This window comes from Fibrobacterota bacterium, from assembly GCA_019509785.1.
Lineage (GTDB): Bacteria > Fibrobacterota > Fibrobacteria > UBA11236 > UBA11236 > Chersky-265.
This window is the reverse complement of the sequence record JAEKLQ010000039.1, coordinates 108,217-128,167: the sequence shown is the minus strand read 5'-3', so window position 1 is coordinate 128,167 and position 19,951 is coordinate 108,217. Positions and strand designations below refer to the sequence as shown.

20 protein-coding genes are annotated in these 19,951 nt (G+C 60.7%); 4 read left to right on the top strand and 16 right to left on the bottom strand.

Annotation, left to right across the window (positions count from 1 at the left end; translation table 11 throughout):
• The first annotated feature begins 57 nt into the window (after positions 1–57).
• On the top strand, positions 58–360 hold the full coding sequence (locus JF616_11540; GenBank protein MBW8888378.1) for a zinc ribbon domain-containing protein: 303 nt from the start codon (positions 58–60) through the stop codon (positions 358–360).
• Between the two features lie 10 nt (positions 361–370).
• Here the strand turns inward: JF616_11540 and JF616_11535 are convergent, their stop codons facing one another.
• Genes JF616_11535 through tadA form a run of 3 tightly spaced genes read right to left on the bottom strand, consistent with a single transcriptional unit; the run spans position 371 to position 4,741 of the window.
• A complete protein-coding gene (locus tag JF616_11535) occupies positions 371–850 on the bottom strand; it encodes a hypothetical protein (GenBank protein MBW8888377.1) in 480 nt (159 codons plus the stop codon).
• Positions 850–2,601: a hypothetical protein gene (locus JF616_11530; protein ID MBW8888376.1), complete on the bottom strand. Its 1,752-nt coding sequence runs from the start codon at positions 2,599–2,601 to the stop codon at positions 850–852. The genes JF616_11535 and JF616_11530 overlap by 1 nt, the downstream gene beginning before the upstream one ends.
• A 7-nt stretch (positions 2,602–2,608) precedes the next feature.
• A complete protein-coding gene (gene tadA, locus JF616_11525) occupies positions 2,609–4,741 on the bottom strand; it encodes a Flp pilus assembly complex ATPase component TadA (protein ID MBW8888375.1) in 2,133 nt (710 codons plus the stop codon).
• Positions 4,742–5,117: 376 nt separating this feature from the next.
• On the opposite strand from tadA, the gene JF616_11520 reads away from it, so the two are divergent.
• The 3 genes from JF616_11520 to JF616_11510 all read left to right on the top strand — a co-directional run bounded on the left by JF616_11520 (position 5,118) and on the right by JF616_11510 (position 7,331).
• Positions 5,118–5,417, top strand: coding sequence for a type II toxin-antitoxin system HigB family toxin (locus tag JF616_11520; protein MBW8888374.1), 300 nt, complete (start codon positions 5,118–5,120; stop codon positions 5,415–5,417).
• Entirely contained in the window at positions 5,417–5,800 is a 384-nt protein-coding gene (locus JF616_11515; GenBank protein ID MBW8888373.1) for a hypothetical protein, read from the top strand. Before JF616_11520 ends, JF616_11515 begins: the two co-directional genes overlap by 1 nt.
• A gap of 295 nt (positions 5,801–6,095) precedes the next feature.
• Positions 6,096–7,331 carry an ATP-binding protein gene (locus JF616_11510; protein MBW8888372.1) on the top strand — a complete coding sequence of 412 codons (1,236 nt, stop codon included), beginning with the start codon at positions 6,096–6,098 and terminating at the stop codon, positions 7,329–7,331.
• Here the strand turns inward: JF616_11510 and JF616_11505 are convergent, their stop codons facing one another.
• The 13 genes from JF616_11505 to JF616_11445 all read right to left on the bottom strand — a co-directional run bounded on the left by JF616_11505 (position 7,332) and on the right by JF616_11445 (position 19,819).
• The gene (locus JF616_11505; protein ID MBW8888371.1) at positions 7,332–8,681 is read right to left on the bottom strand and encodes a hypothetical protein; all 1,350 of its coding nucleotides are present in this window, start codon (positions 8,679–8,681) and stop codon (positions 7,332–7,334) included. It abuts the gene before it with no gap.
• Positions 8,682–8,692: 11 nt separating this feature from the next.
• The gene (locus JF616_11500) at positions 8,693–8,983 is read right to left on the bottom strand and encodes a hypothetical protein (protein ID MBW8888370.1); all 291 of its coding nucleotides are present in this window, start codon (positions 8,981–8,983) and stop codon (positions 8,693–8,695) included.
• A 200-nt stretch (positions 8,984–9,183) separates the two neighbouring features.
• Positions 9,184–9,771: a hypothetical protein gene (locus JF616_11495; protein MBW8888369.1), complete on the bottom strand. Its 588-nt coding sequence runs from the start codon at positions 9,769–9,771 to the stop codon at positions 9,184–9,186.
• On the bottom strand, positions 9,768–10,367 hold the full coding sequence (locus JF616_11490; GenBank protein ID MBW8888368.1) for a hypothetical protein: 600 nt from the start codon (positions 10,365–10,367) through the stop codon (positions 9,768–9,770). Before JF616_11490 ends, JF616_11495 begins: the two co-directional genes overlap by 4 nt.
• Positions 10,364–11,314 (bottom strand): pilus assembly protein PilM, encoded by a 951-nt coding sequence (pilM, locus tag JF616_11485; protein MBW8888367.1) that lies wholly within the window; start codon positions 11,312–11,314, stop codon positions 10,364–10,366. Before pilM ends, JF616_11490 begins: the two co-directional genes overlap by 4 nt.
• A gap of 7 nt (positions 11,315–11,321) precedes the next feature.
• Complete coding sequence (locus JF616_11480; GenBank protein MBW8888366.1) at positions 11,322–11,852, bottom strand: hypothetical protein; 531 nt, start codon at positions 11,850–11,852, stop codon at positions 11,322–11,324.
• The gene (locus JF616_11475) at positions 11,849–12,376 is read right to left on the bottom strand and encodes a type II secretion system protein (GenBank protein ID MBW8888365.1); all 528 of its coding nucleotides are present in this window, start codon (positions 12,374–12,376) and stop codon (positions 11,849–11,851) included. Before JF616_11475 ends, JF616_11480 begins: the two co-directional genes overlap by 4 nt.
• Positions 12,373–12,834 carry a prepilin-type N-terminal cleavage/methylation domain-containing protein gene (locus tag JF616_11470; GenBank protein ID MBW8888364.1) on the bottom strand — a complete coding sequence of 154 codons (462 nt, stop codon included), beginning with the start codon at positions 12,832–12,834 and terminating at the stop codon, positions 12,373–12,375. Before JF616_11470 ends, JF616_11475 begins: the two co-directional genes overlap by 4 nt.
• A 12-nt stretch (positions 12,835–12,846) precedes the next feature.
• Complete coding sequence (locus JF616_11465) at positions 12,847–13,206, bottom strand: prepilin-type N-terminal cleavage/methylation domain-containing protein (protein ID MBW8888363.1); 360 nt, start codon at positions 13,204–13,206, stop codon at positions 12,847–12,849.
• A 148-nt stretch (positions 13,207–13,354) separates the two neighbouring features.
• Positions 13,355–13,762, bottom strand: coding sequence for a prepilin-type N-terminal cleavage/methylation domain-containing protein (locus JF616_11460; protein ID MBW8888362.1), 408 nt, complete (start codon positions 13,760–13,762; stop codon positions 13,355–13,357).
• Positions 13,763–13,891: 129 nt separating this feature from the next.
• Positions 13,892–15,130: a type II secretion system F family protein gene (locus JF616_11455; protein MBW8888361.1), complete on the bottom strand. Its 1,239-nt coding sequence runs from the start codon at positions 15,128–15,130 to the stop codon at positions 13,892–13,894.
• A gap of 3 nt (positions 15,131–15,133) precedes the next feature.
• A complete protein-coding gene (locus JF616_11450) occupies positions 15,134–15,937 on the bottom strand; it encodes a hypothetical protein (GenBank protein MBW8888360.1) in 804 nt (267 codons plus the stop codon).
• A gap of 3 nt (positions 15,938–15,940) precedes the next feature.
• Positions 15,941–19,819: an Ig-like domain-containing protein gene (locus JF616_11445; protein ID MBW8888359.1), complete on the bottom strand. Its 3,879-nt coding sequence runs from the start codon at positions 19,817–19,819 to the stop codon at positions 15,941–15,943.
• Positions 19,820–19,951: the final 132 nt, after the last annotated feature.

Below are 19,951 nucleotides of genomic sequence, written 5' to 3'. Positions count from 1 at the left end.
ACCGCGCGGAAAGCCGTTACTCTCCGCCTGGATGGCCCCGGCGGCGCCCTTGCTATATTGCCCGGCATGTCCGGCGACTGGGTAGCATGCCCGCATTGCGGAGAACGCATTCCGGCCAAAGCCAAAGCGTGCCGCCATTGCGGGTCCGACGAGCGCACGGGCTGGTCGCAAGCGACCTACCTGGACGGCGTCGATCTGCCGGACGAAGACGATTACGCCGATAGCCTGGAACGGGAAGGCCTCCGCGATCGCGCCTTGCGCGCGCCCAAGAAAAAGGCCGCGGGCCCATGGTTGATGGGGGCGGTAGCCTCGGTCCTGATCCTGCTGTTCCTGCTCTGGCTCTTGCGCGGGATCCTCTGAGGCACTCTACTCAGGGGGTTTTCACGGGAGCGGCCCCGATACCGGTGGAGTCCTTGCGGGCCGCGGATTTTTCCCCGCCGGCCGGGCGCGGCAAGCGTTGGCCGTAGGTGGCGAACTCGCTTCGGCGCACCTCGATGGGATCGCTGCATTCCTCGTTCAGGCACACCTCGTACGTGCCGGGATCCAGGAGCGCTCGATAGGCTCCCTGCTCATCCAGGGGTTGATTGAGGGTCTTGCGGGTATCCACGTTGCGAATGAGCAGGACCCCTTGATAAGCCATCTCCACCACCCGCTCATTGTCGTGCCGGCACGAATCCTTCTGGAATTGCGTCTTGAGCGCGGAGCAATTCGCCAACTCCGGGGGAGGGCCGTAAGTGGTGAAAGAGCCCGCGAGGCCTTGTTCGGGTTTCTTGATGACCAACGATCCGCCGCATCCGGACAGGGCCGCGGCCAACGCCGCGCAAGCCAGGTATCTGCCGAGGCGGGACATCAATGGCCCTGCATCGGGAAGAGGAAGGGCACCGATATGAATTTGGGGCGTGCCTCGGGGAAGGACCGCAAGCGCCAATCCAGCACCTTGCGAAGCAACTCCTGATCGAAGCCCTCCACGCCGGTCGTGCTGCTCACGATGGATCCTTCCAGGATGCGGCCGCTGGGATCCACCGTCAGGCCGATCACCACTTCCCCCGAAAGGCCGGGGAAGCCCAGCGCGTAGCGGTTATACAAATCGAGCAAGTTGTCCTTGTCGATGTTGAGGGCGGCCTCGATGGAATTGCGCAGGACGATCTCCCCCAGGTTCCCCGCCTTGGCGGGCGGACGGGCATAGGCGGGAATGTCGTCATCCTCGGCTCCTGCCGCGGCCGCGGCCGCGGCATTGACGGCGGGCTTGCGGGTTTTGGCCGGGACCGCGCGCGCGGGACGGGGGGTAACTGGGTTGTTACGGGGGGGCGTGGCGATCTGGGCCGGCGTGGGCCGGGAAGCGACCGGGCCAGGCGCAGCGGACGGGGCAACCGCGCTTTTCCGGGTAGGCGCGGCAGTCGGGCCGGGGGCGCTCGTTCCCGGTCCCGCCGGCGATGCATGCCTGGGCGTCGGCGCGAGGTTGGCCATCTTCGGCTTCAAGAAGGGAATGCGATTCTCCAGCCCGTCGAACAGGCCGGCCTGGGTGGCGGCGAAAAGCCCCAGCCCCAGGACCAAAACGGCGATCAGCACCACGGCGGCGATGGCGAAATTCAGGGCCCGGCCCTCGCCATCCTCTTCGGGAGAGGGCGCCAAGACCAAGGTGTTCTCCCCCGTCTCGGCCGCCATACGGAGCTTCGCGACTTTACGGGTCAGGGCTTCCTCGCGCGACATGGAACGGAAATTCCCCCCGTCCCCGGAGACCAAGGGGATGGGGCCGGAGTCGTAGGGGGGATCTTCCGTGCGGGAAGGGAATGCGAGGGAACGCGCCACCGGCGCCGCGGGGGCGGGAGCCGGTATGGAAGAGGGTGCGGGGGCGGGAGTTTCCGCGAAGGCGGGAGGCGACACCTGCGCCAGCCTTTCAGGGGCCGTCGTCGGGGCTTCGGTGCCGTAGAACTGCGCGGCCGGTACCGATATCGTCGCCATGGGATCGGGCGGCGCTTGCCGCATGATCATGGCCGTGCCGTCGGGCCGCGTGGCGTCCCCGTCGATGTGCATGGTCTTCTGCATCTCGGCCAAGCGGTAAAGGCTCGGCGAAGAATCCTTGCGCAGGCGGATGCGGCCGGCGGGGCCCGTCAGATCGGCATCCGCCTTCAGGAGGCGGGCCCGGGCATTGGCCATCCATTGCTCCAGGCGGGCGCGTTGCGCGTCCTCTTCCTTCTCGGCCTCTTGCTTACGGAGCTTCTCGGCGGCGGCCTCGGCTTCCATTTCGGCCCGGATGCGGGCGAAGTCGTCCTGCAAGGCGTCGGTTCCGCCGAACAGGGTCCCGCCGGCGATGGTGGCGCGGGGATCGACGAACGACGCATGCGGCGGCGCGAGAACCGTCTCGTCCGATCCCGGACCGTAGCTGGCGGGAGCGTCGTCGGAACCGTCGCTCGGCCCGGCTCCGGCCTCTCGGGCCAGGGCCTCGGACTCTTCGCGTGGCAGCGCCTGGGAAGCGGCGGCGGGTACGTTCACGGGGGGATGGGCCGGGAACTCGGGATCGATGAGATCCATCGGAACGGGCCCCGATAGGTTCTCCCAGTCGAGCTGGCTTTCTTGTTCCCCGAAACGAGTATCCGACATGCCGCCCTCAGAGATCCGTGGTCGCAGCGAGCACCTGCTCGATGGTGGTGTCGCCCTTAAGCACCAATTCGATGCCGGCGCGCCGCAAAGTCTTCATGCCTTCGCGCTCGGCCTTTTCCTGGATATCCATGGTGGGCGCGCTCTTGAGGATCAGCTTCTTCACCTCGCGGGTGCAATTCAGCATCTCGAAGATGCCGATACGGCCGCTATACCCGACTCCGTTACAGGTCACGCAGCCCTCGCCCATGTGGAACTTCACGTCCTGGGCGTCCACGCCGGGGAGCCCCAACTGCTCGACCATCTCCTGCGGGGGCGTATAGGCCACCTTGCAGCGGGGGCAGATCTTGCGGATCAGGCGCTGCGCCACCACCAGGTTGAGCGAGGAAGCCAATAGCAACGGCGGGATGCCGATATCGATGAAGCGGGCGATGGCGCTGGCCGCATCGTTGGTGTGCAGCGAGGAAAAAACCATGTGGCCCGTGAGGGCCATCTTCACCGCGATGTCGGCGGTTTCGTGATCGCGGATTTCGCCGATGAGGATGGTGTCCGGATCCTGCCGCAGGATGGAGCGCAGGGCGCTGGCGAAGGACATCCCGATGGCGGAGTTCACCGGCACCTGGGTGATGCCGTCCATGTGGTACTCGACCGGGTCTTCCACCGTGATGATGTTGGAAGTCACGTCCTTGATCTGCTGCAGGGCCGAATACAGCGTGGTCGATTTGCCCGAGCCCGTGGGGCCGGTCACCACGATCATCCCGTGCGGCTTGGCGATGTTGTCCTTGAAGATGGAGAGCTCATGCTCGGTGAAGCCGAGATTGAACATCGACTTCTCGTAGGCTTCCTTGTCCAAGATACGCAGCACGCACTTCTCGCCGAAGATGGTGGGCAGGATGGACACGCGCACGTCCACTTCCTTCAGGCCGATCTTCACCACCATGCGGCCGTCCTGGGGCAGGCGGCGTTCGGCGATGTTCAGGTCGGAAAGGATCTTGATACGGGTGATGATGGCCTGATGGGAATGGCGCGGCGGCGACATCACGCGGCGCAGTTCGCCGTCGATGCGGTAGCGCACCAACAGTTCCTTTTCCATGGGCTCGATGTGGATATCGCTGGCCCGGTCGCGCACCGCGTTGGCGATGAGCATGTTCACCAGCTTGATGATGCCGAGTTCGGCGCCGGCGGTGGCCGCCTCCTCGACGCCCATCTCCTCTTCGACCTTCTTGATGTACTGGACCTCGGTGGCGAGATCGGCCATAAGGTCGCTGGCGCTACGGTGCGAAGCGATGTCCCGGTAATAGCGCTCTATGGAGACGGTGATGTCCTCCAGCGTGCCCAAGATGGGGGCGATGCGCAGATCGGTCTGGTCGCGCAGGTTGTCGAGCAGGCGCAGGTTGCTGGTGTCCAGCATCGCCACAACCAGCTCGTCCTCGTTCTTCTCCAGCGCGATGCAATGGTATTCGCGCGCCACGCGCTCCGGGATCAACGCCACCACGTTCAGGTCCGCGCTGGCGAATTGCTTCGGCGTCGCCACCGCCACGCCCAATTGGCTGGCCAGGAAGTGGGTCTTCTGGAACTCGTCGATGAACCCCAACGACACCAAGGCGTCGCCCAGGCGCAGGTTGGTGGTCTCCTTCTGGAAGTCGAGCGCCTTCTTGAGCTGCACGGCCGTGATGATGCCGTTCTCGACCAAGATGGCGCCCAGGGCCTGGGCCTTACGCGAGAAATCGGCCCGCAGCGCTTTCTTCTTATGCTCGATGCGTAGGCTAGCGACGTAGGTCTTCAGGATCTTGCCCAACTCCTGCGGCGGCAAGGGCAGATAGAGGATGTCGTCCGCCGCCAGCTCGGCCTTGGCTTCGGCCACCTGGGCCATCGCCCCTTCGTTGACCACCGCCAAAAGGCAAGGAACCTTGGCGATCAGCTTCAGGGTCGCCATGTCATGGATAAAACTTTCCAGCGAATCGCCCGGGCCGAAGATGGCCAGGGCCATTTCGCATTGGAGCTTGTCGGCATGGGAGAAGTTGCCGGCGAAAAGCTGCAGGAAGGGGGCCACCTCGGCGCTCTTCAGGAGCTGCGCGAATTGCTGCAGCGAGTCCTTTCGATAGGCCAGCAAGGTGGTTTTGAGAGGCGAATGATTCTCCACTGCGCTTCCTGCTTGGGGAACGGTTTGGGTCATAATCGGAGTCATAAATGTTACCGAAGGCGGCCGACGGAACCGATCCGGCGGCGAGCAAACCCTAAAGGTAGCACTATTCCCCCAAGGGCCGCAGTCCCCGTCGACCAAAGGGCGTTTGGGCCGGTTGCGGACTTGGAGGCCGGGCCCCCCGGGATTTCGCCTTCTACCTCGGAAGTATCGACCGTATTGGGGGCCGGGGGGTAACCCGGAGCCGAAGGTTCGGGCCTCCTGTTTAAGGGGGCATTTTCCAGTAGGGGAGTCTCTCCAAGTCGTTCCAAAATCCCAAAATAAGAGCTGAAGTAGGCCTTGTTCCCAAAATGGGAACATGCTATCTTCTGAAGGGATGAGGGTCATTGCCATCAGAACGCTCAAAGAGTTCTGGCAAAAGCCCGGAAATCAGGATGCTGAACAGGCGCTTCGCGCTTGGTACGCGGAAGCCAAGGAAGCCGAATGGACAGGGCCAAACGACATCAAGGCCAAATACCTCTCGGCAAGCATTGTAGGGAGCAGTCGGGTCGTATTCAACATTAAGGGAAACAAATATCGGCTTATCGTAGCCATCAAGTATGACTTTAAGATCGCCTACATACGATTTGTGGGCGGCCACAAGGAGTATGACGCCATTGATGCGAGGACCATCTAATGAATATCAAGCCTATCAAAACCGAAATGGATTACAAGCAAACGCTGGCCCGTATTGAAGAACTGTGGGACGCGGAGCCAAACACAAAAAAAGGGGATGAGCTTTCTGTTCTGGCAATCCTGGTTGAGAACTACGAAAGCGAAAAATACAAGATCCTTTCCCCAGACCCGATCGAGGCAATCAAATTCAGAATGGACCAAAGTGGACTTAAGAAAACGGATTTGGCGCGATATTTGGGGGGAAGAAATCGCTCCACTGAAATATTGAATAGGAAAAGATCCCTCTCTGTTCGAATGATGCGGGCGCTGCATAATAAACTGAAGATTCCGGCGGCTTCGCTTCTAGCTGAGAGTGAACCTATAAGGAAGCCTCGGGCCGCTTAATTAACGACCCGTATTTGTGGTCTATCGGATCTGCCATCTCTTGGGGTTTCCGTTTCGAAAATCCCGCGTTCAGCCGGTGGGAAGGTCTTTTAGAAAAGCAGGCTTTTCTTGCTCTTGGCTAGGATCGGGGCAATGAGTCTTTCGTACATGTGGGTAAATATGCCGTAATTTTACCCACGAGCAGGAAGTCTTTCGATCCAGTTTGGAGTAGCACCCCCCCTCCGGATAATTGGCCTTTATAGCTTGAAAAAGCCAATACTTTCGTCTATTATGTAGTTGGAGTACATTATAGACGATGCTTAAAGCCAAGTATTTCGCCAGAACCTTGGAAGTCTCCCTCGAAAAAATCGGAAGGCACTTCCCTGCCCTTATGATTACGGGGCCACGACAGGTCGGAAAGACGACCTTTCTCCGGCACCAAAGTAAAGCCGGCCGGACCTACGTGACCCTGGACGATCCGGCTTCCCTCAGCTTGGCCAATGAGGATCCCGCCCTCTTTTTCCAAACATATCGCCCACCAATACTCATCGATGAAATCCAATACGCGCCCGGCTTGCTTCCTTATATCAAGATGGCGGTGGACGAACGTCATGAAGAGGGAGCGTTTTGGCTTACGGGGCCCCAACAATTCCACCTTATGAAAGGAGTGTCAGAGTCCTTGGCGGGCCGAGTGGCTGTCGTCCAATTGCTCGGGCTATCGCGCAGGGAGCTTCTAGGTCAACCGGAAGAGAGCCGCCCCTTCCTCCCCGAATCCGATATCATCGCAGCCCGTCTACGCACTGGCGGCTCCCTGCCTTTGCGGGAGTTATTCCAACAGATCTGGCGCGGTAGCTTCCCCACCCTGGCGGTGAATCCTGACGCCGATTGGAACCTGTTCTATTCCTCTTATGTGCAGACCTATCTACAACGCGATGTTCGGGACTTGGCGCGTGTCGGGGATGAAGTCGCCTTCCTGAGATTTATGCGCGCTGCGGCGGCGAGGACCGGGCAATTATTGAACCTTTCCGATCTCGCCAAGGATACGGGAGTTACTCCGCACTCCGCGAAAAGCTGGCTTTCCATCCTGGTGGCATCGGGAATCGTCTACTTGCTTGAGCCCTGGTTCAACAACGTTACCAAACGGATGATTAAGACCCCCAAGCTGTATTTCCTGGATACGGGCTTATGCGCCTATCTCACCAAATGGTCCGATCCGGGCACTTTGGAATCGGGGGCGATGTCGGGAGCCATTTTGGAAACGTGGATCCTCTCCGAACTCCTGAAGGGATACTGGCATACCGGTAAATCCGCGCCCTTCTATTTCTATCGCGATAAGGATCAGAAGGAAATCGACTTGCTTATCATCCAGGATGGCACCGTATATCCCTTGGAGTTCAAGAAAACCGCCTCGCCTCGCAGGGACGACACGAGGCATTTCCAGGTTCTGGAAAAGCTAGGGATGCCGATCGGGCCGGGGGGCTTGATCTGTCTCGCCGACCGGGCGATGCCACTAGGGCCGAAGATTTTTTCGATCCCCGTAGCGGCCCTGTAGCTACTTCGCCGCCGCCGAATCCGGCTTGGCCGCCGCGCCCTCGAAGGCCAGGTCCGAGGACTTACGGATGATACGCGGCTTCACCTCGATGATGAGGTTGGTCTTGGTCTTGGCCTTCAGGCGATGGGTGAACAGCGCTCCGATCAACGGAATCTGCCCCAATACCGGCAGCTTGCTGAGCTCTTCGGTTTCCTCTTCCGAAAGCAGGCCGGCCAGGAAAACGGTTTGCCCATCGGCCACGCGTACGGTCGTCTTCGCGGTCCGCACTTTCACCAGGGGCAACTCCTGGTTTGGTCCCTTGAACCCGGTGATGGAGCTGACTTCGGGTTCCAGCACCAAGGTGATCTCCGAATCCTCGTTGACGTGCGGCAGCATCTTCATCTTCACGCCCACCTCTTCCTTCTCGATCTGGAGGTTGGCCCCGGTGCTGGCCGTGGCGGCGGTATTGAAGGATTGGATCACGTACGGGATCTTCTGCCCTATCAGGAGGCTGGCTTCGCGGTTGTTGGTGGTGGTCAGCTTGGAGTTCATCAGCACGCGCGCGTCCCCGCTCTGGATGAGCATGTCCAGCAATAGATTGAAATTGATGGGCCCGCGCACGCCGTTCTTCAGGAGGTAAGCCTCCGTGGATTTGACCTGGGGGAACGACAGGCCGGTGGTGATGGGGGACAGATTGCCCCAGTCGATGCCGTACTTCTCGTTGTTGTCCAGGGTAACCTCGATGAGACGGGTCTCCAGCAGCACCTGGGTATGCGGATGATCGATGGACCTCACGATGCGCTCGATCTCGTTGATGACGCGCGGGCTGGCGTAGGCGATGAGCCGGTTGCCGCCCTTGTCCACCTTCACGTTCTTGGAGAAGTCGGCCAACATCCCGGCCACCTCTTCGGCGTCGGCGTAGTTGAGGGCGATGACGTAACCGGACTGGCCCACCTCGTCCTTGAGTTTGCCCACTTCGCCGATGAGTACCGAATTGCCGATGATCTCGTAGGACAGGCCGGCGGCGCGCACGATGAGATCGATTGCCTCCGCGACCGGGGTCTTGTTGAGGATGATGGTGATCTTGGCCTTCTGAACGCCCTCGCCCGCCACGAAGTTCATGCTCGAGCGATCGGCCAGAACCTTCAGGATCTCCGAAAGGTTGGCGTCCTGCGCGTTGAGGGAAATGGGAACGCGAAGCTGGGGATTCGGATCCTTGGTGATGATGGGGGATTCCGATTTGGCCTCGGCGGCCGGCGCCACGGGTCCCGAAGAAATGGAGGAGCCAAGCGGCGCGGCAGCAGCGGATAGGGCGTACAGCAAGGCCAATAGGGGCATGCAGGCGGTACGCGGTAAAGGGTTATTCAGCATGCGGTACGGCCTCATTTCTTCTGATAGCTGCGATTGCCGGCGAGATCGTACACGTAGATCGCGGAATCGTCTTCCATGGTGATGTCTTTGCTCGTGACCTTGGTGACCTTACGGGCCCCGACCATGTCGCCAACGTCTACGGACAAGGAGCGCTCCCCGTCCATGACGATGGCGGTGTGTTGTCCGTAATCGTCGGCGATGATGGCGGTGAGTTTGACCTTGTCCGGCGGCGGGGCGGCGGGAAGCTGGAAGGAACTATCGGGCTTGGCTTTCCCGGCAGACTTGGTCTTGCCTGCCTGCATGGGCCTCGGGGCGGCGGCGACGGTTCGGCTGGGCGCGACCGCGCCGGGATGAATTTCTGGTCATAGCCTTCGGTAGTGGCCAAGGATTGATTGACCATGGCATGGAAGCCGTTGCTTTGGGAATAGATGCGCAGGGCCAGCCCCAGGGCCAGGATCATGGCGAGAACGGCCGCTATGGAAAAGGAGGAAACGCGCATGCCTCAGCCCCCCTTCCTGACGACGAAGGTGTCAAGATGGAGTTTGATGACGGTGCCGCGGACTTCCGGCGCCGAATCGTGCGTGGCAGCGGTTTTCCCTCCTTTGGCCGGCGCGGATGGCTCCGCCTCTTTGCCGTGTTGGGAAACTTCGAATGCGGTAACCGCGAGCAAACGTTGGCTGTTTTCCAGCTTGGAGCAGAACTCCCCGAAGCGGAAGAAATCCCCTTCCATAACGATATCGTACCCGTTAATGTTGACTCTGCCTTGCACCGAAGGCGTGGAGGGTCGGACCGACACCAGCTTCATCTTGAGATCGTTCACGCACGTAGTCAGGAATTCGAATAGGATGGCCTCGTGCGAAACAGAGTCTTTCTGGCCGGCGAAGGACATGTTGCGAAAGACAAGGTCCCGGACGTGGTTGAGGTTTTCCGAGACGATCTTGGCGGTGGCTATTTGGTTGGAGGTGATGATCCTTTGCTTTTCGATCTCCTGGAAACGGGGTACGAACCGGGAGGTGTAGAGCATATCTAGCGGGACCATGGCTACGCCAGCCACCGCCATGGCGATCAACATGCCTTCGCTGGACTTCATTGGGCCGCCTTCCTGGCATCGGTATCGGCCGTGAATTCGAACGCGCAGCGCCCCTGCCCGGCATCGTTACTGCGATCCGCGGAGACCAATTGGACAAACTTGAAAACATCCGTGAAGGTGGTGTCCGCCCGCAGCTTATCGAGATAGGCGTTCAAAACGATCAACTGGTTCTGCTGCGGCCCTACGAAGCCGTATCCTGAAACCCGGAAGTGCTCGGCGCCAAAGCTGAACTGGGTGATCCAATAATTCTCGGGCAGGTATTTGGCCACCGCCGCGAGCTTCTTGGTCCAGAAAACCCCCTTGCCTTGCAGGCTGTTGAGCAATTCCAGGTCGGTTTTGTCCACGATCAAACGCGTGGCCGTGTATTTCTGGTATTCCTGCTTCAGGTGATCGACTTTTACCCGTTCCCTTTTCAGAACTTCCTCCATCTGCCAGATGGTAAGCGCGGAATAGAGGACGGAGATGAAGAAAAAACCGAAACAGCCTAGTCCCACTATCAGGGCCATGCGCCGCTTCCGTTCCTGGCGGAATTCCTTTTCGCGCAAATCCCGGATGAGATTGATACGGTACATACCGCCCGTCTTGATGGCGATCATGTGTCCCCCCTGAGGGCCAAGGAAACCGCCAGGTCGAAATGGCCCGGGTTCTGCCCCTTCTGATAGCCCAGCTTGGCCGGCAGATCCATTTTGTGGATAGGCAGGGAAGTCTGTCGGTTCAGGGAGGCGATGAGTCCATTCCCGTCGAGGTAATCCCCCAACAAGAAGATGCCCTGGTATCCGGAAAGCCCGTAGTTCTTCTCATAAAACAGGAGGGATCGGGAAACCTCGTCGGACAGCGATTGCAAGCGTTTGTCGCGGTCGGCGGGATTGGCTTCCTTGCGGAACATGTCTTCGGCGGCGAAGTAGATAGTCCGGTTGAAGAAGGGGGAATGCTCGCTGACGATGACGATGGTGGAGATCTGCGCGCCTACGTGCAGCCCGATCAGGGGGTGATCGGCCGTGCCATCGGCTAAGGACCACAAGGCGTTGGCGATTGCCACCGGCAGCACGTCCACCGCCGAAGGTTGCAAGCCGGCTCTCTCCAGCAATTGCAGGCTTCGATTGAGCAGGGTATTGGCGGCCAGGGCCACCATCACCTGGACCGGACCGCCGCTGGATTCATCCTCGCCCGGCAGGATTTGGTAATCGAGCGTGGATGTGGCCACTTCGAAGTGCACGGTCTTGCGCAGTTCCAACCTCAAGGCCTGATCCATTTCCTCCGGGCTCAGGCGGCGGAATTCGATTTGGGATGCGAATATCTGCTTGCCCGCCAGGCAGGTCACCACCGCATCCCGGGAGGAGACGCCGAAAATCGATCGGACTTGGCGCAGACCTTCCAGCAAGGCGGCATCCTCGGCGAAGTCGCCCTTGATTTCCTCCAGCCTGTCGACCGTGAAGCTGCCCCGGCCGTCGCTGGAGAGCCGCGCGCACCGGATGCCCAGGTGGTCATGCTCGATGCCCAGGATCTTGCCCGGCTTGGCGGCCTGTATGGTCCTTTTCGTCATGGTTCCTTCAATGTCCCGGGTGGATGGTTTCCCGCCACTGGGCCGTGGCCAGAGAATAGAGCGTAGCGCCGTTTTCGTTTTCCGTAGTCGCACCCGCCGATTTCACATAGTAATTGATTTCGAGAGTGTCCTTACCGCTGCCCATCGTCGCAAGGCAACGGAGTTTGTGATGTTCGAATTCGGTGGGGGTGGCGGAAAATACGACTTTCACCTGGGCCCCGTCCATTGCGCTGTAATTGTTGGCCGTAATCGCGGTGTCATTGTTTCCCGGCGAATTAAGGACGATTGGCTGCGCGGGCCAGTTATCATCCCCCAAATGGCCATTCGGAGGAATAGACGGATCCGGGTAGCTTCGCAGCCAACGAAGCCCCATGACCATCGCCGACTGCGCGGCGTAGTGGAGTTGTATATCCGATTCGGAATCGGCTTCGAGCCGGGTGGTGTTGCCTGCTACAACCAGAAAGCCGGCGATGGCGGCCGTAATGCCGACGGTAAGGCCCACGACCCCGGCCAGAATGGAGCCTCGCTGCCCTTTCATATTTTTCCCCGGCACAGGACCGTATCGATGAATATCGGGGCAGTCTCCCCGTTCTTTTGGATCCGGTACCGCAGATCAAAAGCGACGCCCAACCGATTGGGGAGTACGGTGAAGGAACTGTTGGGCCCGTCCAGCCACACCGTATCGGAGCCTATCCGCATCGGGGTGTAAACCCCATTCACCCGCTCCAGCAAATTGTCCCCGGAAATCTTGTACGCGCCGATTTCGGCATCCGGATCTTCATAGAGCCAAACTTCCTGAAGGCCGGGATGCGGGTTCGGATCGACAATGGTGGAAATGCTCCCGGCATCAGTCGTGAGCATGGGCCCATACGCTCGCCGCACGATCCGTCGGATCTGGTCTCCCGCCACGGTCTGGATACGTAGTAGCCGGGTGTTAGCCGCGCTATCCTTGATATTGCCTGTAACCAGGTAAAAAAGGGAGAGCATGGCGCCAGCCAGTACGGTTGAGATAATTCCTCCCGCCAGGGCTTCGATCAGGGTGAATCCCGCTTCCGTCCTCATTGGATGTTCGCGATCCTTTTCCTGAGCACGACGCTGTCGGCCAGGCCTCCGCACGACCAGGTGAGTCTGACGCAAATCGCTTGGTACGGTACGTTCACTGCGACGCCGCCATCCGCGTCGGTCCAGTGGGCGCCTATCGATGTCGTGTCGTAAATCGAGTCGGTTTGGTCGGCGGTACAGGTCGCTCCCGATGGGGTATTCAGCTTGGGCTTCGAAGTAAACTCTCCTGGCGCGATTCGATAGGCGGAGTAGTGATGCGTGGTCCGTTCCATGGAGTTCGCCGCCAATCGCAGGGCTTGGGAACGCAAATCGCCGGCTCCCTCGAGGGTGCGCCCGGTGCCTATCATCGAAGTCGCTCCCGTAATGACGAGACCCAGCAAAAGCGCCGCCACCATGACTTCGATTAGGGTAAAGCCGCCGCATCCCCGGAATGATTTTGAACGGATAAATTGAGGCATAATCGGGAATGCTCAGAAGCTCGCTGTTTGCTGCGCGACATCGGTGTGGTAGAGATCTTTGACGATAACCGTTCTACCGGATATTTGGATATCGAACTGCGCCGGATCGGACACGAAAATCCCGAGCGCGGTAACGCAGGCCGAGGTAGACGCGCAAGTCGGCGTGGTATTGGTGCGACGCGAATAGATATTCGCCGAAGCGGCGGTCATTTGCGCGATGCTCTTGAGCGTATCTATGCGTTGCGAGTTGACGTATCCCGTATAGATGGGAATCGTGGTTGCGGCCAGGATGCCCATGATCACGGCTGTCACAATCGCTTCTATGAAGGTGAAGCCGGCCGCGCGGGATCGGTTGGATCGGAGAATACGCAAGGGCACCCTTAAAATCCTCCCGCCCTCCGCCGGATGCTGGATGTTTGATGGCAAGGATTCCAACTCACGAGTTGTAGGTTCGAGACGTGCTGCCACCTGAAGCAGCAACGCGAGTCAATGGCGAATCGGAAATCATCCGCCCAATTCCTCAGAAATTAAAGTTGGCTGTATCTGCCTGATCGGCGGTATGTTCGGCGCGAATGTTGCCGGGCCTGGTTGCAGTGGGCGCGGTATAACCGATCTTGATGTCCGTCGGGATTTGGATCCGCGTAGTATCGCTTTTCGCATTGCAGATAATGGCACCCCCTCCGGTGGTCAGGCTGGAATCTATAATCGCGCCAGCTCCACCAGTATTCCGGCAGGCGCCGCAGAAGGAAGCGATCGAACCCGCGCTATTGGCGGCGGCATTTTTCCTGGAGCTGGACACATAACTGGTATAAAGAGGAATGGCCACGGCTGCCAATGCCGCTACGATGATCGCTACCACGATCACTTCCACCAGGGTGAACCCCTTCTGGCCTTGGACGCGGTTGCGAAAGTTAAAACCGTTAATCATATCACAATCTCCTGATGATGAAGGATTCCAATTAGGGTTGGCACTCGAAGGATCCGGATCCCGGCGGGAACATATTCCGCGACCGGGAATAATTCGTGGTGTTTCTAAGCGTAGATTTCGCATTGTTCCTCAATGGATGTATTTGCCCACGCTGAAAATCGGCATGTACAGGGCGAGCAGTACCGAGCCCACCACCCCGCCCAACACGACGATGAGGAAGGGCTCGATGATTTGGGAAAGGGAATCGACCACGTTCCGCGTCTCCCGTTCGTAGAACTCGGCCGCCTTGCGGAGTAGCTCGTCCACGCGGCCGCTGGTTTCCCCGGTGGACACCAATTGGATCACCAGCACCGGGAAAACGCCGCTGGCAGACAAAGCTTCGCTGAGCAGCTCACCCTTGCGCAAGCTTCCGTAGATGCCATCGAGCTTGCGGGTGAAATAGCTATTGCTGACCGTGGCCCCGGCGATTTCCGTGGCCTTTAGGATGGGCGTTCCGGCTTCCATCAGCAGCGCCATGGTCCGGCAATAGGTGGCCCAGATGTTTTTCTGAAGGATGCCCCCGAAGACGGGGACCTTGAGGGTGGATTTCTGGAACCGTACGCGGAAATCGTCCTTTGTCATGAGGAATTTGTATAGGACGATGATGGAGATGACGGCTGCGAAGACGAGAACGGAATTATGCCGCACCACATGGGAAACGGCAATGAGGATCTGGGTAGGTACAGGCAGTACCGCGCCCATGCTGGAGTAGATATTCTCGAAAGTGGGGACCAGCTTCCACATGATGCCGAACAACATCAGGGATACGAAGCCGGCGATGAAGATGGGATAGCGCATGGCGGTCTTCACCTTGCCGCGCATGATCTCCACGCTCTCCATATAGGTCGCCATGCCGTCCAGGACCTTGTCCAGCGCCCCGGCTACTTCGCCGGAGTGGCATATGGCCACGTACATCGTGTTGAACGCGCCCGGATGGCGGGCCACAGCGTCCGAAAGGGTGAGGCCGGTGGAAATGTCGTCCGCTACCTGTTGGATGATCTTCTGGAATACCGGCCTTTCGCCCTTGGTGAGTTGATCAAGCGCCCGGGAAAGCGGCACTCCTTGGCCGACCATGGTCGCCAATTGGCGCGTGAAGAACACGACATCCTTATAAGGCACGCGGTTCCGGCTATTGCGGAAGCTTTCGCGCACCGTATCGCCGAAGGATTTGCCGGGCCGGGCCTCTCCTTCCGTCAGCTCCTTCACCACGATCGGCAGCAGAGACTTCTGGTTCAGCTTCTCCAGAACTTCATCGGCCGTGACCGCTTCCATGGTGCCCAACAGCACCCGGTCCTCCCGGTCCCGCACCTTATAGCTGAATTTGCCCATAGGCTACTCCAGCTCCTCTTCCATCTTCTTTTGCTTTTCCTTCATTTCCGGATAGGCGGGGAAGTAGGTGGGCGCGGTCTTGGGCTCTTGCGATTTCGCTTTCCAACCGAGCAGGGTGCCGAACGAGATCCCGATGGAGGCTTCCCGCGGCCCGTTGGACCAATCCGGATCGGCCGCCGTGGAGAAATCGGCGTCGAAGGTGAGGAATGCGAAGTCGGAGGGCGACTTGAGGGTGAAGGAAACGAATCCGCGCACGGTCTCCCGGTTCGAAAAGGTTTGCGTAACCCCGTTCGGACCCTGCATATCGCCACTAATCAGATGCCCGCGGGCGCCCGCTTCCAAGTCGAAGTAGGCCGACGGGGAAAGGATGACGGACAGGAAGGGGGATGACACCCAGCCGGAATAGGCATAGCCGCGATTGTCCTCGCTGTCGAGGTACAGGAAGCGCGCGCCTCCGGCGACGCGGAGCAGGTCGAGGAGGGAGGGGGTCGCCAGCGTGGCGCCGAACACGGGCGTGAGTCCGTACCCTCCGCTGAAGCGGGCGCCGTTATGGCGATCCACGGAAAATTCGTCCGCGCCGATGCCGGCCTCGAGCCCGAGATAGGGGAGCGGCGAATACCCCAGGTTCAGGGTATGGAGGGTTTCGTGGGAAGGCACGTCCTGGCTGGTTATATCCTGGCCCCGGAGGGCGAAGCCATATTGGAGGCCGAGGCGATTGGGCCCCATGGACTCCAGGGGGAATTCGGCGCGCGCCGCCGCGAGCAGCCCGAGGAGGATGGGTAACGAACGGGTTACGGTACGTTTCATGGCTTATTTCCCCACCACGGGAAGGGTGAATCGCTCCCCGTCCCGATCCCGTACGCCGTTGGCTTCCGCATTTACGCTTACGACCAGCCTGCGGGCGAATTGCCTTGGGTAGCGCAGGCGGGCGTGGGCCACGCCGTCCTTGGTGACGGCGGAAACCTCGATGGCCACCGCGAAGTCGTTGGTCGTGAAAGGCAGGTCGGGCAGGAAATCGCGGATGTCCCGCAGCAGGTAGGGGAAATCGCCGCTGGCGGGCTCATTGCATATGCCGGCGCGGGGCGCGCTCCCCACGATCTCGCTGCGATCCCGGAAGCCGTTGCCGTTCAGATCCGCGTAGAGCGTTTTGCCGCCCACCACCACGGTGTCGTCCTCGCCCACGTTGGGTTCGCAAACGCCGTCCCCGTTGAAGTCGAACCAGAAATCGTGCGTGCTTGCTTTCCAGTCGAAGCTTCCGTCCCCGTTCACGTCCTCACCGCGCCGCAGGGTGGCCGGGTCGTTGTCCAAGTCCAGATCGATGCCGGCGTCGAACTTGAAGTTGTTGTTGATGTCTTCGAACGGCACGTCATGGTAGATGGTCTTGTATACGGGCTTGACGTCATCGACCGAGCCGCCCAATCCGGCCCAATGGTCGAGGATGCGCGTGGCGTAGATCGCCCCGCTCACGGTGGCGCTGAAATGGACCTCGGTGCCATCGGCGACCATATTGCCGTTCACGTCCTGCACGACCGCGCCCACGAAGAATTCGAAGGTAGTCTCGTCCAGAATGCCGCCATTCGGCACCGGAACCGTATCGTCCTGCGGCCGGGACACCGTTACGATGCTGGCCGGCCCGGAGATGGTCAGCTTAGACGTATCCGAGAAGCCCCCCGCCGAGGCGACCACCAAAACGCCACGGTACCCGCTGGGAACGCTTCCCGCCGCCAATTGGCTTTGGGCGATGCCGGCCTGGCTGGTCGCCACCGGCTTCAGGATGGCTTCCCCGCCGCCCGGTCCCTGGATGATCCGGAAATTCACCGCTTGGCCCGAGACCAGGTTGCCTTGCGCGTCCGAGACCTTGGCCGTCAGGTTCGCGATCCCGCCGTTCACGGCGATGTTGTCCGCGGTGACCGAAAGCTTGATGGCCTTCACGGCCCCCGCTTGGAAGGCAATGGGAATTTGCGCCGAACCCGCCGGCCCGGTGGCCTGTACGGTGGCGGTGCCCGCGAAGGTGGCGCTCCTGAACCAGGTCGAAGCCCTGCCGTTTCCGTCGGTGGTGGCGGAAGCGGTGACGATGGTGCCGGCATTGGCCGCGAAGGCGATGGTGACGCCGCTGACGGGCGTGTTGGAGCCGTTCACGTAGGTGGCGGTGATGAAGGTCGAATCGTTCCCGCCTACGGACAGCGTGGCTTTGGAGGCGTTGAGGCTCAGGGTGTTGTTCGAGAACCTCAAGGTGAGGGAGTCCACCGTGTTCAACGCGGAGGCCTTCGCCACTATGGTCCCCGACTGGCTGCCGCTCACGCGAACCAGGGCCGTCCCGTCGGGACGGAGTACGGTATTATAGGCCGCGCCGCCGTTGTCGAAGGTCCCCGAGCCCGAAAGGGTGAAGGCGACCGCGTCCCCGCCGATGGCATTGCCCGAGGCATCCCGCAGGGTCGCCGTCAGGCTCGCCAATTCGCCCACCTTCAAATCGGTCTGGTTGGCGGCCAATTGCAAGGTGACCCCGCTGAAGACCACCTGGGTGCTCGCGGAAAGGTTCCGGCCCACCGCCGTCGCTTCCACGTTGCAGGTGCCGTTCACCGGCGCGCTATGCAAGATGGCGGTGGCGCGGCCCGTGCTGTCCACCGTCGCCGTTTGCGTGATGATGCCCAGGTCGCTGGTGAATTTCACCGTCTCCCCTTGGGCGGGGTTGTTGTTTTCGTTGGTGAGGATGACGGAGATCACCGCGAAATCGGAATTGTCCGCGCGCAATTGCGAGCGCGATGAGAAGATGCGCAGCTTGCGGATTTCCTGCGTGCCGGTGGTGGTGTTGCCCGGGAGCTTGGCCCAGAAATCCACGAAGCCGGTATCCTGGGCGCCCAGCGCCTCGGCGTCGATGAGAACGCGATTCTGCGTTCCGCTGGTTACGGCCGTGACGAAGACGCCGTCGCCGTCGGTGGTGCCGATGCCGGGGTTGCCTTTGAACTTCACGGTCACGTCCGGAACCGGATTGCCGGAACCGTCCAGGACGCGGATGGTCACGGGCACGGTGGCGTTGAGCAGGGCGTCACTCACCTGCGGCCGCACTTCCACTTCCAGGCCCGTCAAGGTCACCGTGGTCGCCACCGACAGGGTGGAATCGTCCACCGTCACCGAGGCGGTGATGCGTACGTCGGTGTTGTAGGGTACGGCGCGATAGGTGGCCGTCGCCTCGCCGCGGTCGTTGGTGGAGTCGCTGGCGCTGATGATGCCGAAATTGGCCGTGAAGCGCACCAGCCGGCCCGCCAGCGGGTTGTTGAACTTGTCGAAGGCGATGACGCGCACCGGGGTCTCGTCGGTGTTGCTGGCCTTGAGCTTGGAGCGATCCACGAAGATGCGCAGGTTGCCGACGGCGGGTTTGGAAACCACGTTGCCGGTGGGAAGCTCGCTCAAGAAGGTGATCTTGGCGCTGTCGGAGGCGCCCAGGGCCGTGGCCGATACCGCCTGGGTCGCGAGGGAGGCGCTGGTTACGGTCGCGGTGGCGGTGCCGGAAGGGTTGGTGCGCAGGGACGATTGCAGGGCGCCCTTCAGGGTGATTTGCACGTTGGGAAGGGCCTGGCCCGCGGCGTCGCGCATGTGGATGGAGACGGGCACGGTATCGCCGATCACGGCCTCCTCCACGCTCGGCTTCACCTCGATTTGCAGGCCGGCCAGGGTGACCGTGGTGGTCGCGGTGCGGACCGAATCGCCTTGGGTGTAGCTCGCGGTGATGACGGCGTCGGCATTCTGGGCGAAGCCCTGGAAAGTGGCGCGGGCGGCCCCGGAGGAATCGGTGGTCGCCGAGGGGGTGATGAGGCCCTGGCTGGCGGCGAAGGTGACCCGCTTGCCGGCCACCGGATTGTGGTTCTCGTCGTAGAGGACGGCCTTGATGCTGGAGGTCTGGCCATCGGTAGCAGGGATGCGGGGCGGATCGGCGAAGAGGAGCAAGGTGCGGGAGCGGGCGAAGAAGGGGGATTTCCAGAAGCCGACGGTGGCCGAGCCTTCGGCGCCCAAGGCTTGGGCGGTCACCTTGGCTTGCTTTTCATCCGCGCTGTTCACGGTGGTTCCGATTTGGCCCGCGCCGTCGGTGACTCCGCTATTGTCCGAGGCCCCTTGGAGCTTGACCGCCGCCGCCGCCACCGCTTCGCCCTCGCCATCCCGAACGGTAACGGTCACCGGCACGGCTTCCCCGATGAGGGTATCCAGCGAACGGGGGGTTACCGTGATGGTAAGGCCTTGCAATTGCACCGAGGTGCCAACCGTGGCCACGGAATCGCCCACGTCGGCGGAGGCGAGGATATGCGCTTCCGCATTGCGCGGGATGCCCGCATAGGTGGCGGTGGCCATGCCGTCCGCATCGGTGGTGTCGCTGGCGGAAATGGTGCCGATGGAAGCGGCGAACTTGACCAGGCGGTTGCGAAGGGGATTGTGGCTGGCGTCGAAGACCTGGACATTAATGGTGGCGCGCGCCTTATTGCCGGCTTTCAAGGTTTGCGGCGTGGCGAAAATGCGCATGTTCCCGGAAACGGAATCCCTGACCCAAGTGCTGGTGTCCAATCCGGATCCGGAGCCGGGGCCGATGGGGCCTTCCCCCAAATCCTTGTCCGCCTGGTTGCAGGAGAAAAGGATCCAACCCAGTCCGGCGGCGGCCAGCATGACGGCCCGATTGCGTGAACGCGTATTGATGGGCATGGTTCCTTGGTTCTCTGATTAGAGCCTTCGCGATCGCGAAGGGTGACGTCCGAAAAGCAGACCGACCCAAAAAAAGGTAATAACAGCCGACAGTTTCGCGTTAGGGGAAAGGTCATAACTCCTTGCTAAATC